The 15,162-nt window shown below is 64.1% G+C and carries 13 protein-coding genes; 4 read left to right on the top strand and 9 right to left on the bottom strand.

Annotation, left to right across the window (positions count from 1 at the left end):
- Positions 1-2 precede the first annotated feature (2 nt).
- From ligA to AC04PH_RS09275, 3 genes are all read left to right on the top strand, one after another.
- Positions 3-2,153 carry an NAD-dependent DNA ligase LigA gene (ligA, locus tag AC04PH_RS09285; protein WP_483065463.1) on the top strand — a complete coding sequence of 717 codons (2,151 nt, stop codon included), beginning with the start codon at positions 3-5 and terminating at the stop codon, positions 2,151-2,153.
- On the top strand, positions 2,150-4,240 hold the full coding sequence (gene recG, locus AC04PH_RS09280) for an ATP-dependent DNA helicase RecG (RefSeq protein WP_483065462.1): 2,091 nt from the start codon (positions 2,150-2,152) through the stop codon (positions 4,238-4,240). Before ligA ends, recG begins: the two co-directional genes overlap by 4 nt.
- 111 nt (positions 4,241-4,351) lie before the next feature.
- Positions 4,352-4,474, top strand: a complete 123-nt coding sequence (locus AC04PH_RS09275; protein WP_483065461.1) for a hypothetical protein — start codon at positions 4,352-4,354, stop codon at positions 4,472-4,474.
- A 218-nt stretch (positions 4,475-4,692) separates the two neighbouring features.
- Here the strand turns inward: AC04PH_RS09275 and AC04PH_RS09270 are convergent, their stop codons facing one another.
- Positions 4,693-5,142, bottom strand: a complete 450-nt coding sequence (locus AC04PH_RS09270; protein ID WP_483065460.1) for an iron-sulfur cluster assembly scaffold protein — start codon at positions 5,140-5,142, stop codon at positions 4,693-4,695.
- A gap of 67 nt (positions 5,143-5,209) precedes the next feature.
- On the opposite strand from AC04PH_RS09270, the gene hisI reads away from it, so the two are divergent.
- Positions 5,210-5,572 (top strand): phosphoribosyl-AMP cyclohydrolase, encoded by a 363-nt coding sequence (hisI, locus tag AC04PH_RS09265; RefSeq protein ID WP_483065459.1) that lies wholly within the window; start codon positions 5,210-5,212, stop codon positions 5,570-5,572.
- Positions 5,573-5,608: 36 nt separating this feature from the next.
- On the opposite strand, the gene gluQRS is transcribed toward hisI, so the two are convergent.
- The 8 genes from gluQRS to rocF all read right to left on the bottom strand — a co-directional run bounded on the left by gluQRS (position 5,609) and on the right by rocF (position 15,147).
- Positions 5,609-6,457, bottom strand: a complete 849-nt coding sequence (gene gluQRS, locus AC04PH_RS09260) for a tRNA glutamyl-Q(34) synthetase GluQRS (RefSeq protein WP_483065458.1) — start codon at positions 6,455-6,457, stop codon at positions 5,609-5,611.
- Complete coding sequence (locus tag AC04PH_RS09255) at positions 6,454-7,071, bottom strand: class I SAM-dependent DNA methyltransferase (protein WP_483065457.1); 618 nt, start codon at positions 7,069-7,071, stop codon at positions 6,454-6,456. The genes gluQRS and AC04PH_RS09255 overlap by 4 nt, the downstream gene beginning before the upstream one ends.
- Before the next feature lie 22 nt (positions 7,072-7,093).
- Complete coding sequence (gene trmFO, locus AC04PH_RS09250) at positions 7,094-8,449, bottom strand: methylenetetrahydrofolate--tRNA-(uracil(54)-C(5))-methyltransferase (FADH(2)-oxidizing) TrmFO (protein WP_483065456.1); 1,356 nt, start codon at positions 8,447-8,449, stop codon at positions 7,094-7,096.
- A gap of 103 nt (positions 8,450-8,552) precedes the next feature.
- Positions 8,553-9,260, bottom strand: coding sequence for a hypothetical protein (locus AC04PH_RS09245; protein ID WP_483065455.1), 708 nt, complete (start codon positions 9,258-9,260; stop codon positions 8,553-8,555).
- A gap of 93 nt (positions 9,261-9,353) precedes the next feature.
- Entirely contained in the window at positions 9,354-12,098 is a 2,745-nt protein-coding gene (gene gyrA / locus AC04PH_RS09240; protein WP_483065454.1) for a DNA gyrase subunit A, read from the bottom strand.
- Between the two features lie 121 nt (positions 12,099-12,219).
- The gene (locus AC04PH_RS09235) at positions 12,220-13,266 is read right to left on the bottom strand and encodes an ornithine cyclodeaminase (RefSeq protein WP_483065453.1); all 1,047 of its coding nucleotides are present in this window, start codon (positions 13,264-13,266) and stop codon (positions 12,220-12,222) included.
- Between the two features lies 1 nt (position 13,267).
- Positions 13,268-14,206, bottom strand: coding sequence for a citrulline utilization hydrolase CtlX (gene ctlX, locus AC04PH_RS09230; RefSeq protein ID WP_483065452.1), 939 nt, complete (start codon positions 14,204-14,206; stop codon positions 13,268-13,270).
- Positions 14,203-15,147, bottom strand: a complete 945-nt coding sequence (gene rocF, locus AC04PH_RS09225; protein ID WP_483065451.1) for an arginase — start codon at positions 15,145-15,147, stop codon at positions 14,203-14,205. The genes ctlX and rocF overlap by 4 nt, the downstream gene beginning before the upstream one ends.
- Positions 15,148-15,162 lie beyond the last annotated feature (15 nt).

Genomic DNA, 15,162 nt, shown 5'->3' with positions numbered 1-15,162 from the left:
GCGTGCCAGAACAAAAGAGCAAGGCGGATGAGCTGACGGAAAAGCCTGTCGGTGACCTGTCGAAGGCAGAGGCGCGCAGGGAACTCGCGCGTCTCGCCGCTTTGCTGGATGACGCCAACAGCGCCTACCACACCGCCGATGCGCCGGTGATGGACGATGCAGCCTACGACAGTGCCAAGCGACGCAATACCGCGATAGAGGCGGCGTTTCCGGACCTCAAGCGCGACGACAGCCCCAGCGATCAGGTCGGTGCGCCTGTGGCCGACGGTTTCGGAAAGGTGACCCATGCGGTGCGGATGCTCAGCTTGGGCAATGCATTCGACGATGCAGAGGTGGCGGAGTTCGACGCCCGCATCCGGAAATACCTGAACATTCCGGCAGAAAACCCACTGGCCTATACCGCCGAGCCCAAGATCGACGGGCTGTCGCTTTCGTTGCGCTATGAAGACGGCGTGCTGGTCACGGCGGCCACGCGCGGCGACGGGTCCGTGGGCGAGAACGTGACAGCGAACGCCCGCACCATCGGCGACATCCCGACCCGGATCGACGGCGCGCCCGAGGTGTTGGAGGTGCGCGGCGAGGTTTACATGAGCCACGCGGACTTTGCGGCCCTCAATTCCCGGCAGGCAGAGGCAGGGGGCAAGACCTTCGCCAATCCGCGCAACGCCGCCGCCGGGTCATTGCGGCAACTCGACCCCACGATCACCGCGTCACGCCCGCTCCGCTTCTTCGCCTATGCCTGGGGCGAAATCTCCGCGCCATTGGCCGAAACCCAGTCTGGTGCCATCGAAAGGCTGGCGGCCTTGGGATTTGCTACCAATCCGTTGACGCAAATCTGCACCTCGCCCGAAGAGATGATCGCGCATTACCGCCGGATCGAGGAGCAGCGGGCAACGCTGGGATACGACATCGACGGCGTGGTTTATAAGGTCGATGATCTCGATTTGCAGCGCCGTCTCGGCTTTCGCTCGACCACCCCACGCTGGGCCATCGCGCATAAATTCCCCGCTGAACTGGCCTGGACCGAACTGGAGGCGATCGACATCCAGGTCGGACGCACCGGTGCACTGTCGCCCGTGGCCCGGCTGAAGCCGGTGACCGTCGGCGGGGTCGTGGTGTCGAACGCGACCCTACACAACGAGGATTACATCGCGGGCGTCGGCGGCGACGGTGAGCCGATCCGCGGCGGCCGCGACATCCGCGTCGGCGACTGGGTGCAGGTCTATCGCGCGGGCGACGTGATCCCCAAGATCAAGGATGTGGACCTGTCGAAACGCAACAACCAGCCACCTTATCAATTTCCCGATACCTGCCCGGAATGCGCATCGCCCGCCGTGCGCGAGGCGGGCGATGCGGTGCGCCGCTGCACCGGTGGGCTGATCTGTCCGGCGCAGGCGATCGAGCGTCTCAAGCATTTCGTCGGGCGCGCGGCCTTCGACATCGACGGGCTGGGTGCCAAACAGGTGGAGATGTTCTTTGCAGACGACACGCTGCCGGTGCGCGAACCGGCGGATATCTTCACGCTGGCAGAGCGGGACAGCGCGAATGTCGCCAAACTGGAAAACCGGGACGGCTTCGGCAGAACCAGTGTGTCAAAACTCTTCAAGGCGATTGAAGAACGCCGCGCAATCCCTATCAATCGCTTAATTTTTTCACTCGGCATCCGCCATGTGGGAGAGACCGCGGCGAACCTGATCGCGCGCCACTACGGCGATTGGAACACGCTGGAGACCGCGCTGACCTCGGCCGAAATCGGCGAGGGTGCGGCCTGGGACGATCTGACCGGCGTCGATGGCGTGGGTGCCGTCTTGGCGACCTCGCTGATCAACGCCTTCCAGAACGCGGCGGAACGCGCGTCGATCGACCGGCTCGTGGCGCAACTGGACATTCAAGCGCCGCCCAAAGCCAGCACCGCCGACAGCCCCGTCGCCGGCAAGACGGTCGTGTTCACCGGCACGCTGGAAAAGATGACGCGGGCCGAGGCGAAGGCGCGGGCGGAAAGCCTCGGCGCCAAGGTCTCGGGCAGTGTGAGCGCCAAGACGGATATTCTGGTCGCCGGGCCAGGGGCCGGGTCGAAAGCCACCAAGGCCGAGGCGCTGGGAGTGCAGACGATCGACGAGGATGGCTGGCTGGCCCTGATCGGCGACGGATGAGCACGCGGCCGGAAATCCTGTTTCCGCTGTTTGCCGAGATCACGGTACTGGATGGTGTCGGCCCGAAAACCGGGCAGGTGCTGGAGGCTGCGGGCATCGCGCGTCCGCGTGACATGCTGTTCACCCTGCCGCACACCGGTGTCGACCGCGCGCCGCGCCCGACGCTGATGGATGTGCCCGCCGGGACCGTGGTGACTGTGCCCGTGACCGTCGAACGGCACGACCCGCCGAAATCGCGCGGGCGGCCTTACCGAGTGCATGTGAGCGATGCGCAATCCAGCTTTCAACTGGTGTTCTTTCACGCGCGCGGCGATTACCTGCAAAAACTGCTGCCCGTTGGGCAAAAGCGGATCGTGTCGGGCAAGGTCGAACATTTCGACGGGATCGCACAGATCGTGCATCCCGATCACGTGGTCCGCGCCGATCAGGCGGATGACATTCCGGCGTTCGAGCCGGTCTATCCGCTGCATGCCGGAATTACGCAAAAACTGATGTTCAAGGCAACGCGGGCCGCGCTGGAACTGGCACCGGCGCTGGCCGAATGGATCGACCCGGCGCTGAAACAGCGCGAGGGCTGGCCGGATTGGCATGACGCCGTCGCGCGCGCGCACAACCCGACCGCGATGCAACAGCTTGCCTTGACCGACCCGGCCCGCATCCGGCTGGCTTATGACGAGCTGTTCGCGCATCAGATCACGCTGGCGCTGGCCCGCGCGGTGGCGCGGCGGGGCAAGGGGATTGCCTCGGTGGGAACGGGTAAATTGCAGGGCAGAGTGCTGGATGCGCTGCCGTACCGGGCGACCGGTGCCCAGGACCGTGCGATCCGTGAAATCGCCGATGATCTTGGCAAACCGCTGCGGATGAACCGGCTGCTGCAGGGCGACGTGGGGTCGGGCAAGACGCTGGTGGCGCTGATGGCGATGCTTGTTGTGGCAGAAGCAGGCGGTCAGGCTGTGATGATGGCCCCCACGGAAATCCTCGCCCGTCAGCATCTGGAAGGCCTGCAACCGCTGGCCGAAAGCGCGGGTGTGGTGCTGGAGATCCTGACCGGGCGCGACAAGGGGGCCGAACGGCGCGCGAAACTCGCCGCCTTGGCGCGGGGCGATATCCACATCCTCGTCGGCACCCATGCGGTGTTCCAGAAGGACGTGGCTTTTGCCGATCTGCGGCTGGCGGTGATCGACGAACAGCACCGCTTCGGCGTCGCACAGCGGATGGAACTGGGGGCGAAGGGGCAGGCGGTCGACGTGCTGGTGATGACCGCCACGCCGATCCCCCGGTCGCTCGCACTGGCGCAATACGGCGATATGGATGTTTCGGTGCTCGATGAAAAACCCGCCGGTCGCAAACCGGTCCAGACGGCGCTGGTGTCGACGGGTCGCATGGATGAGGTGGTCGAGAAACTGCGCCGCGCCGTGGCCGACGGACGGCAGGCTTATTGGGTCTGCCCGCTGGTCGAGGAAAGCGAGGTCAGCGACATGACCGCGGCGGAAGAACGTTTCAACCGGCTCCGCGCGGCCCTGGGCGAAGGCGTCGTCGGGCTGGTCCATGGCCAACTGCCACCGGCGGAAAAGGACGCGGCCATGGCCCGCTTTGTCGCGGGTGAGACGAAGGTGCTGGTCGCGACCACGGTGATCGAGGTCGGCGTGAACGTGCCCAACGCGTCGATCATGGTGATCGAGCGGGCGGAGAGTTTCGGGCTGGCGCAACTGCACCAGTTGCGCGGACGGGTCGGGCGCGGCACCGCGGCCTCGACCTGCCTGCTGCTGTATCAGGAACCGCTGAGCGAGGGCGGACGCCGCCGGCTGGAGATCATGCGCGAGACGGAGGACGGTTTCCGCATCTCGGAGGAGGATCTGGCGATGCGCGGCGCGGGTGACGTGATCGGCACCGCGCAATCCGGCCTCCCACGGTTCCGCATCGCAGATGTCGAACGGCAAGCGGCGCTGATGGCATTGGCCCAATCGGACGCCCGCAAACTGCTGCATGACGACCCCGACCTGACGACACCGCGCGGGCAGGCGGCGCGTGTTCTGCTCTGGCTGATGGAGCAGGACAAGGCGATCCGTTTGATTTCAGTGGGTTAGCACGAGCGTTCCATTTTGTTCGCAAATGTTCTTAAAAAGTTCTTTACACAACGTTTCCAATATGGGAACAAAGTGGCAACAACGAGAACACGACATTGAGGAGCATCGCAAATGGCACAAGAGATCAAAACGGTTTTCGTCCGGTCATCGGACACGATCATTGCCGATGCGCTGGGTGTCGTGGCCCTTGGTGTTATTCTGTTTGTCGGATTGTCACTGCCTGCGATGATCTGACCTGCCTGCCGACTGCGTTTCAGGCCACCGCATATTGCCCTGTCCCACCTAAGCAATGCGATTGACCTGTCTGTCCCAACTTCACGTCACTGTTTCACTTCCGGGATTTGCCTCTCCTCGTGAAACGCCGGACCTGAGACGCAGTCAGCCACTTGACCCGCCGCCATCCTGTCCCGGATGCGCGGCGGTTTTTTTATGCAGGTTTGTGTGCAGGGATGTCAGGTGCAGGTTTGCTTGATGTCCGCCATGGCGGCCAATGTGGCCTCGAACGTCAGCATGATGGAGGCATGGCGGTTCTTGTAGTCGCGGGCGGGTTGCAGCACCTCCAGCCCGTCGAAAGGGGCGTCAGGCACGGGGCCGCCTGCCGTCAGCATCGCGTGCAACTGGTCACGTCCGATTTGCACCTGCGCCTCTGACAGGCCCACGACCTGCGCGCCGATCACGGCGGCGGCGGCCTGACCCAGCGCGCAGGCCTTCACGTCCTGTCCGTAGGCCGTGATGACGCCGTCCGCGATGTCCACATCGACCGTCACCGTCGATCCACAGAGCGGCGCGCGTTTCTTGACCGTCGCCTGCGGGGCATCCAGCCTTTCCGTGCGCGGCATATCCGCGGCCAGCGCCAGAATGCGCCCGGAGTAGAGTTTCATCATGTCGGATTCAGCAGACATGCAGCGTTGCCCCTTCATTGCTTCCCACCTAGATAGGTCCGAGCAGCGACAAAGCAAAGGCCGCCAGATGACATTCGACCCAGCGACACTGACCTACAACGCGCAGGGCCTGATCCCCGCCATCGCGCAGGACGCGACCAGCGGCGAGGTGCTGATGCTGGCCTGGATGAATGCCGCCGCCGTGGCCCGCACGCTGGACACCGGCGATGTGACCTACTGGTCGCGATCCCGGCAGGAGTTCTGGGTCAAGGGCGCGACGAGCGGCCATTCCCAGCGACTGGTGGAACTGCGATTCGACTGCGACCGCGATTGCCTGTTGATGCAGGTGGAACAGACCGGCCCGGCCTGCCACACCGGGCGACGGTCGTGCTTTTACACGGCTGTGAGGGACGGTGCAGAAGTGGTGACGGCAGCGCCCATCGATGGCTAGGATGCCTCCGGCGGGCGTATTTTCAGCAAGATAATACTAGAGCCCCACCATGCGGCGGATGTCCTCAGGCGTAGCCCCCTCGGCGCGGTATTTGGCAAGCGCGCGCGCGTCGTCGCGTTTGGCCAGCCGCTTGCCATTTTCGTCGCGGATCAGCCGATGGTGGTGGTAGGTGGGTTTGCGCAGATGCGCCAGGGTTTGCAGCAAAACGTGGATCTGCGTCGCCTCCGAAAGGTCGGCACCGCGGACGACATCGGTGACGTCTTGCTTGGAATCGTCCAGCACGACTGAAAGGTGATAACTCGTCGCCATGTCGGCGCGGCTCAGCACGATGTCGCCGACGGTTGAGGTCAGCATTTCAGAATTAATAACAATACGTTGCAGGTCATCCTTCATGTGTGATTCAAGGTAGTGGAGCGATGACAGGCCCGCGACGGCGACCGCCATATCCAGCCTCAGCACAGCGTCCGCAGGGCGCGGACCGGTCCGGTCGGACCGGTCGCGGCAAGTGCCGGGATAGATCAGCCCGTCGGGTCCGTGGGTCGGCACACCCTCCTGCGGCGCGCTGACGGCATCGGCGATGTCGCGGCGGGTGCAGGTGCAGGGATAGAGCAGCCCGCGCGCCCAGAGTCTGTCCAGCGCCGCGCCATAGACGGGCAGACGGTCGGATTGCCGCATCACCGGGGTGGGCCAGCTTAGACCCAGCCAAGCCAGATCGTCGTAAATCTGCGCCTCCCATCCAGGACGCGCGCGGGACCGGTCGATATCCTCGATCCGGAGCAGAAAGGTGCCACCGGCAGCGCGGGCCATGTCATGCGCCAGCAAAGCGGAATAGGCGTGTCCCAGATGCAGCGGCCCGGTCGGCGACGGCGCAAAGCGCGTGATCATCTGCGGCGCAGGATAATCACGTCGGACCCCATGTCGACATCGTCGAGGTGCGGGCCGTGCTCGCGGAACACGACTTCTGCCCGCCCATCGGCGACCGCATCGTCGAGAGCCGCAATGTAGCTCGTGTCCTCCAGCGTCGGGTCATTGTAGGAAAAGGCGAGCAGTCCGCCGGTATCCAGTTTGTCTACCAGCGGCGACAGCAGGTCGGCAGGGGCGGCCCCGAGGCTGATCACACCGGCGGCAACAATGGCCGGATAGGCACCGCGCCCAAAGGTCAGGTCTCCCGGCTGCGACTGCCAGAGCTTGTCGTAGACGCCCGATACCTCGGCCTGCGCCAGCATCTCTGCCGTCACGTCGGTGCCATGCAGCGTGCCGAAACCTGCCGCGCGCAGCGACACGCCCGCCAGCCCGGTGCCGCAGCCGAAATCCAGCAGTGGCGCGTTCGTATCGGCCAATGGCTTCAGCGCCGCCGCGATCCTGTCGGGCGTGTGATAGCCACGCGCCTTGACATCACGATCATAGGTTTCGGCCCAGTCGGCATAGACGGCGATGGTTTCCGCCACGGGCCGCGGGGTCCACAGTTGTGGTTGAAGTACGTCTTTCTTGTCGGTCATGGCATCAGCCTAACGTCTGTCGTCACGCCGCGTCCAGTGACAGTTGTGCGAGCCAGCCCTGCCAGTCTGCCTTGGCCCGGTCGGTGTAGCCCTTGTAGCGGTCCTTGCGTCCGCGCCGCCCGCCGCGCATGCCCTCAAGCGGGGGGAACAGCCCGAAATTCACGTTCATCGGCTGGAACGTCTTGGCGTCTGCCCCGCCGGTGATGTGCGTGACGAGCGCGCCCATCGCGGTGGTGTCGGGCACCGGCGCAAGCGTCCGGCCCGTCATTTCGGCAACGGCCATACGTCCTGCAAGCAGGCCCATGGCGGCACTTTCGACGTAGCCTTCGACGCCGGTGATCTGGCCTGCGAAGCGGATATTGGGTTTCGACCGCAGCCGCATCTCGTGGTCGAGGAGTGTCGGCGAGTTGATGAAGGTGTTGCGGTGGATCCCGCCAAGGCGCGCAAATTCGGCATTCTCAAGACCGGGAATCATTTTGAAAACAAACTTCTGCGCGCCGTACTTCATCTTGGTCTGAAAGCCCACAATGTTGAACAATGTGCCGAGCGCGTTGTCACGGCGCAGCTGCACGACAGCGTAGGGCTTGTTGAGCGGATCGTGGGCGTTCGTCAGGCCCACCGGCTTCATCGGGCCGAAACGCAGGGTTTCGCGGCCGCGTTCGGCCATCACCTCGATCGGCAGGCAGCCGTCGAAATAGCCGGCGGTCTCGCCTTCCTTGAATGCGGTCTTTTCAGCCGCCAGCAGCGCGTCGATGAAAGCCTCGTACTGGTCCTTCGTCATCGGGCAGTTGAGGTAGGCGGTGCGTTCGGCTTCCGTCTCGCCCTTGTCATAGCGCGACTGCATCCAGGCCACGTCCATGTCGATGCTGTCGGCATGCACGATGGGGGCGATGGCGTCGAAGAAGGCGAGCGCCTCGGCCCCGGTTTCCGCGCGGATCGCCTCTGCCAGCGCGCCGGAGGTCAGCGGGCCGGTGGCCACGATCCAGTGGCCGTCGTCGGGCAGGGCGGTGATCTCCTCGTAGGACACCGATACGTTCGGATGCGCCTTGAGTGCGGCGGTCACGCTTTCGGCGAAAGGATCACGATCCACCGCCAGCGCGCCGCCTGCGGGCAGGCGGTGTTTACCGGCCATGTCCATGATCAGCCCGCCTGCCTGACGCATTTCCCAATGCAGCAACCCTACGGCGTTTTGTTCGTGGTCGTCCGACCGGAAGGAGTTGGAGCAGACCATTTCGGCAAGATTTCCGGTGCGGTGCGCGAAAGTGCCGACCTTGGGCCGCATTTCGTGGATCACGACGGGCACGCCTGCGTTTGCCGCCTGCCACGCCGCTTCCGATCCGGCCATGCCGCCGCCGACGATGTGGAGTTCTTTGTTCATGGGCGCGATGTAGCCTGTCGCGCGCGGCTTGCAAAGGGCCCCGATAAGCGAAGGGGCGAAGGTGGGCAGCGCGGAGGGAGGAGCCGCGCCGCCCGGTGGTGACCTAGAAACCGGGAAGGATTTCGAACAGGCTGCGCGGTCCGAAGGTGGTGCCACGCTGCGCGCCTATGGCGACACGCGCGCCCAGCCCGACAAATGTATCCTCTGTGGCGATACCGCCCGTCTCGACACTGGTCTGGCCGACTTCGAGGTAGAACTGCGGACCGTTCTGCATTTCGTACTGGCCGCCGATGGCATACCGGCTGACATCGGCGTCATCCTGAAACGACAGACCCACGTTGCCGATCACGGCGAAACCGCTGGACAGATCATAGGTGCCATCCGCACCGACAATCGTCGCGTCGGAGATATTGCCGTCGATCTGACCCAGATAGCCTTCGATCTGGCCACCCATGAATTCGGTGCCCGCCTCGATCCCGTACAGGCTGACGGCGTCTGTGGTTTCGAGCTTGTCGAGACCGTAGAACGCGCCGACGGACAGCGTTTCGTTCAGGTGGTAGATCCCGTGCAGCGTCGCGCTGCTGGCATCGGTATTGATATTGTCCAGCCGGTAGCCGGACAGATCGCCGCTGATGCTGAACTCTCGCGTGATCGCGTATTCGATTGCGCCGTGATACGCGGTGCCGCCGAAATCGTCGCCGTCGATGGGGGTGCTGTATTCGATCCCGAGGGACCCGCCGGTCACCTGCGCATAGGCCGGTGCGGCAGCTACCACCACGAGGGCGGCAGCAAGTGCTGCTTTGTATGACATAATGCTCGCCTCATATTCGTGGGACTTTTGCCGCCCCTTGCGACCAGCGTTACAGCATCTTGCGGTTTCAGGCAATAAATTGGTGGCGCACCACTATTCGGGCGCGTCACCTGTGTCTTCTTCGTCGGCCTCGGCGATCCAGGCGACAGAGGCGACGTGTTCGCCCTTGGCGGTGTCGAACACCTTGACGCCACCAGCAGAGCGCGAGCGAAAGCTGATCCCGTCGACCGGCACGCGGATCGACTGGCCGGTGGATGTCACCAGCATGATCTGGTCGGAGAGGTCCACAGGGAAAGAGGAAACGAGATCGCCGCCGCGCATCGCTTTGTCCATCGCCATCACGCCCAAGCCGCCGCGGCCCCGGACGGGATAATCGTGTGAGGACGACAGCTTACCGGACCCTTTTGATGTAATCGTCAGGATCAGGTTTTCCGCCGCCGACATTTCGGCATAACGTTCGGTGGACAGGTCGCCGGCAGGCACCTCTTCCTCATCCTCGTTCTCCGCGTCGTCGGTCAGGCCCGCCATGGCGCGGCGCATTTTGAGGTAGGCGGCGCGTTCCGCCGGGTCCGCCTCGAAGTGACGGATGATCGACATGGAGACGACCTTGTCACCGTCGCCCAGCTTGATGCCACGCACACCGACCGAGGAGCGCGAATTGAAGACGCGCACATCCGTTGCCGGGAACCGGATCGCGCGGCCGGAATTGGTGACCAGCATCACATCGTCGTCGTTCGATGCGACGCGCGCGTTTATCAGTTTGTAATCAGCGGTTTCGCCCTCGAACTTCATGGCGATCTTGCCGTTGCGCATGACGTTGGTGAAATCCGACAGCTTGTTGCGGCGCACGGTACCCGCGTCGGTCGCAAAGACGACCTGCAGGTCGTCCCAGTCCTTCTCGTCGCGGTCCACGGGCATGATCGCGGCGATGGAAACGCCGGTAGGGATCGGCAGGATGTTGACGATGGCCTTGCCCTTGGCAGTGCGGCTGCCCAGCGGCAGGCGCCATGTCTTGAGTTTGTAGACCATGCCGTCGGTCGTGAAGAACAGCAGTTGCGTGTGGGTGTTGGCCACAAAGAGGGTGGTAACGACATCCTCTTCCTTGGTGGCCATGGACCCCACGCCCTTGCCGCCGCGGCGCTGTGCACGGAAGTCGGCCAGTGCGGTTCGTTTGATATAGCCGCCGGAGGTGACGGTGACGACCATATCCTCGCGCTCGATCAGGTCCTCGTCTTCCATGTCGCCGGACCAGTCGACGATCTCTGTGCGGCGCGGCACGGCGTATTTCTCGCGCACCTCGGTCAACTCGTCGCGGATGATCTGCATGATCCGTTCGCGGGAGCCCAGAATTTCAAGATATTCGCGAATCTTGTCGGCGAGGTCCTTGAGTTCGTCGGTGACCTCTTTCACGCCGATCTGGGTCAGGCGCTGCAGGCGCAGTTCCAGGATCGCGCGGGCCTGCGTTTCGGACAGATTATAGGTGCCGTCCTCGTTCGCCGTGTGCGTCGGATCGTCGATCAGCGCGATATATTCGAGGATCGGCTGGGCCGGCCAGCGGCGGGTCATCAGCTTTTCGCGTGCCTCTGCCGCGTCGGCGGAGGAGCGGATCGTGGCGACGATTTCGTCGATATTGGTGACGGCGACGGCCAGACCGCACAGGATGTGACTGCGCTCGCGTGCCTTGCGCAGCAGATAGGCGGTGCGGCGCGCGACGACATCCTCGCGGAAATCGATGAAGTTCGTCAGGAAACTGCGCAGCGTCAGCTGTTCGGGCCTGCCGCCGTTCAGCGCCAGCATGTTGCAGCCGAAATAGGTCTGCATCGGGGTGAAGCGGAACAGCTGGTTCAGCACCACTTCTGCCGTCGCGTCGCGCTTGAGTTCCACGACCACGCGCACGCCGGTGCGGCTGGTCTCGTCTTGCACGTGGGCGATGCCTTCGATCTTCTTGTCGCGGGCGGCCTCGGCGATGCGTTCGACCATGGTGGATTTGTTGACCTGATAGGGAATTTCGTCGATGACGATGGCCCAGCGGTCCTTGCGCAATTCCTCGATATGGGTTTTCGAGCGGATCACGACCGATCCGCGTCCTTCCAGATAGGCCTTCCGCGCACCGGAGCGGCCCAGCATGATGCCGCCGGTCGGGAAGTCGGGGCCGGGGACGTACTCGATCAGATCTTCGGAGGACAGATCGGGGTTGTCGGTCAATGCCAGTGTCGCGTCGATCACCTCTCCCAGATTGTGCGGCGGGATGTTGGTGGCCATACCGACCGCGATACCGCCCGCGCCGTTGACCAGCATGTTGGGAAAGCGGGCGGGCAGGACGGTGGGTTCCTGCTGCTTGCCGTCATAGTTGTCCTGAAAATCGACGGTGTCCTTGTCGATATCCGCCAGCAGGTCGGCGGCGGGGCGGTCCATCCGCACCTCGGTATAGCGCATGGCGGCGGGGTTATCGCCGTCCATGGACCCGAAGTTGCCTTGCCCGTCGAGCAGCGGCAGCGACATGGAGAAATCCTGCGCCATCCGCACCAGCGCGTCGTAGATCGCGCTATCGCCGTGCGGGTGGTACTGGCCCATCACATCGCCCACGGGGCGGGCGGATTTGCGGTAGGGTTTGTCGTGGGTGTTGCCGGTCTCGTGCATCGCGAAAAGAATGCGGCGATGCACCGGTTTCAGGCCGTCGCGCAGGTCGGGAATGGCACGGCTGACGATCACCGACATCGCATAGTCGAGATACGAGTTCTTCAACTCGTGTTCGATGGTCACGGACGGGCCGTCATAGACGGGGCGCGCGTCGGGTGTTTCGTCTGCGTTATCAGGGGTTTCGGGTGTGTCGCTCACGCCTTGTGCCTCGCGCTGATGTGTCTGCTCTATCTTGTTGGGCAGACACTATCAGACACCGGATATAGGGCGCAATGGCCGAAACCGCCCCGAGTGGTCGGGGCGGCACATCGCCGTCGGATCAGGCCTTGGCGCGTTGCAGCATCCCGAACAGATCGCGGGGATCGTCCGGGTCGGCAATCATGTCGAGTTCGGTGTAATGCGGCGTGTCCCTGATCCGGCGGTGGACATAGCGCAGCGCCGAGAAATCCTCGATCGCGAAGCCGACACCGTCGAACAGGGTGACCTCGCTGGCCGAAGTGCGACCAGCGATCTGACCGGTGATGACCTGCCAAAGCTCGTTCACCGGGTAGTCGTCGTTAAACTGCTGGATTTCGCCCTCGATCCGGGTTTGCGGCGGGTATTCGACGAACACGGTGGAGCGGTCGACGATATCGCGGTGCAGTTCGGTCTTGCCGGGACAGTCGCCGCCGATGGCGTTGATGTGCACACCGGCGCCGACCATGTTGTCGGTCAGGATCGTCTGCATGTCCTTGTCGGCGGTGGCAGTGGTGATGATCTGCGCGCCCTCGATGGCCTCCTCAGGTGTCTTGCAGGATACGACCCGCAGGCCGCTGCCTGCCAGATTGCGCGCGCATTTCGCGGTGGCCGCCGAGTCGATGTCATAGAGCCGCACTTCATGAAGGCCGCAGACGGCCTTCATCGCGAGCGTCTGGAATTCCGACTGCGCGCCGTTGCCGATCATCGCCATGGTGGTGGCGTCGGGTCCGGCGAGGTGTTTTGTCGCCACCGCCGACATCGCACCGGTGCGCAGGGCGGTGAGCAACGTCATTTCCGACAACAGCTGCGGATAGCCGGAATAGACGTCTGCCAGCAGGCCGAAGGCGGTGACGGTTTGTAGGCCTTCGGCCATGTTCTTTGGGTGGCCGTTGACGTATTTGAAGCCATACATCTCGCCATCCGAAGTGGGCATCAGTTCGATCACCCCGACATCGGAGTGGGAGCCGACGCGCGGTGTCTTGTCGAACAATTCCCAGCGTTTGAAGTCGGCCTCTATCTCTTCGGCCAGTTCGCGCAGAACTGTCTCGACGCCGATCTCGTGTACGAAGTTCATCATGTTCTGGACAGAGACGAAGGGCACCATGGCCAGTTTCGAAGGTTTCATCATGTCAGTGGTGTTCCGGTCTTGGTGTCAGGTGAATCCCGGCGATCATGCAGCGGGCGGAACCGCCGGCATGTTCGATCGTCGGAACGGAAATCGGGGTCAGCGCCGCGCTTTCGCCGATCAGCGCCTTCTGGGCCGCGGTCAGGCTGGCATGCGCGGTTTCGGACAGCACGAGGATGCGACCGCTGTCGCCCGTCAGTTCGATGGCATTGCCCGCGAAAGCGGCGATCTGCGCCTCGGTCAGGTCGATGACGTCGCGCCCGGTTTCCTGAAGGCGCTGCACGACGATGGCGCGGCGTGCCGGATCGGTGATCATCGACAACCCGACGAGCGCGAAATCGGTGGCGATGCACATCAGCACGTTGGTGTGATAGATCGCCTGTCCGCCCTTGTCGGCGGCACCGAAAGCGATGGGTTCATAGACGAAATGGGTGCAGAACCGTTCCAGCGCGATGGGATGCGCGCGGTTCGACGTGACGGTGTAGGCGATGCGCCCGATATGGTCGAGCACCATGGCGCCGGTGCCTTCGAGCGCCAGACCGTCCTGTTCCAGTCCGGAGTAGTCATAGACGGTTTCGACCCGGTAGGCGCGCTTGAGCATGTCGGTCACATCGGCGCGGCGTTCGCGCCTGCGGCTTTTGGCATACATCGGGTAGATCCCGATCTGCCCGCCGGGGTGCGTGGAAAACCAGTTGTTGGGAAACACGCTGTCGGGGGTATCGCTTTCACCGGTGTCGTCAAAGACGTGCACGGTGATACCTGCCGCGCGCAACGTGGCGACAGCGGCGTCGAATTCATCCCGCGCGCGGTTCGCGATGGTCAGGGGATCGTCCGCCGCGTCGGTCTGGAAGGCGTTGTCGACCGCCGTTTCCGCATTCGGGTGAAACGCGTGCGGGCGGATCATGACCACGGCGCGGGGGGCTTGCAGGATATTGCGGATCATGTGCGTGTGCTGCGCGTCGGCCTGTCGAACACCCGGCGACCCAGAAGCGAGGCGGTGAGGTCGGTCATCAGGTTGGCGGTCTTGCCACGGTCGTCCATGAAGGGGTTGAGTTCGACGAGGTCGAGCGAGCCGACGACGCCGCTGTCGCAGAGCATTTCCATGATCAGATGCGCCTCGCGCACGGTGGCACCGCCCGGCACGGTGGTGCCGACGCCGGGGGCGACGGAGGGGTCGAGGAAATCGACGTCGAGCGAGACGTGCAGGACGCCGCCGGCCTCTGCCACCCGGTCGAGAAAGGCGGCCAAGGGGGCCGCGATCCCGTTCTCGTCGATGGAACGCATGTCGAGCAGCGTGGCGTCGGTGCCGTCGAGTGCGGCCTTTTCCGCCGGATCGACGGAGCGCAGGCCGATCATGCAGATGTTGGCGGGGTCGACGCGCACGGGCAGGGGCGGGAAAGCGTCGAAGCCGTCGCGCCCGGTGAAATAGCCCACGGGCGTGCCGTGCAGGTTGCCGCTGTCGGTGGTGTCGGGGGTGTGGATGTCGGTGTGGGCGTCGAGCCAGAGCACGAAGAACGGCTTGCCCAGCCTGTCGGCGTGCGCCGCCATGCCCGCGACGGTGCCGGCGGCCAGCGCGTGATCGCCGCCCAGGAAGATCGGCATGCCTTGGGGTGCGGCCTCTTGCGCCGCGGCCATGAGCGTCTGCGTCCAGCCGACGGTGCGGGCCAGATCGTGCACCAAGGGATTGCGCGGTTCGGGCACGTCAACTTCGGCCGGGGTCAGGTTGCCCATGTCGGTGACGGTGCGGCCCAGATCGCCGATCGCGTCTGCGATTCCCGCGGTGCGGTAGGCGTCGGGGCCCATCAGACAGCCCTGCCGCCGCTTGCCGCAGTCGACCGGAGCCCCGATGAGAATACAATGTGTGTTTGGGTCATGCTTTGTCATGGCCGCAGTATGCCG

Source organism: Yoonia sp. KMU-150 (assembly GCF_056858355.1).
The sequence above is the reverse complement of the archived record's forward strand: the minus strand, read 5'-3'. Positions and strand labels throughout refer to the sequence as shown.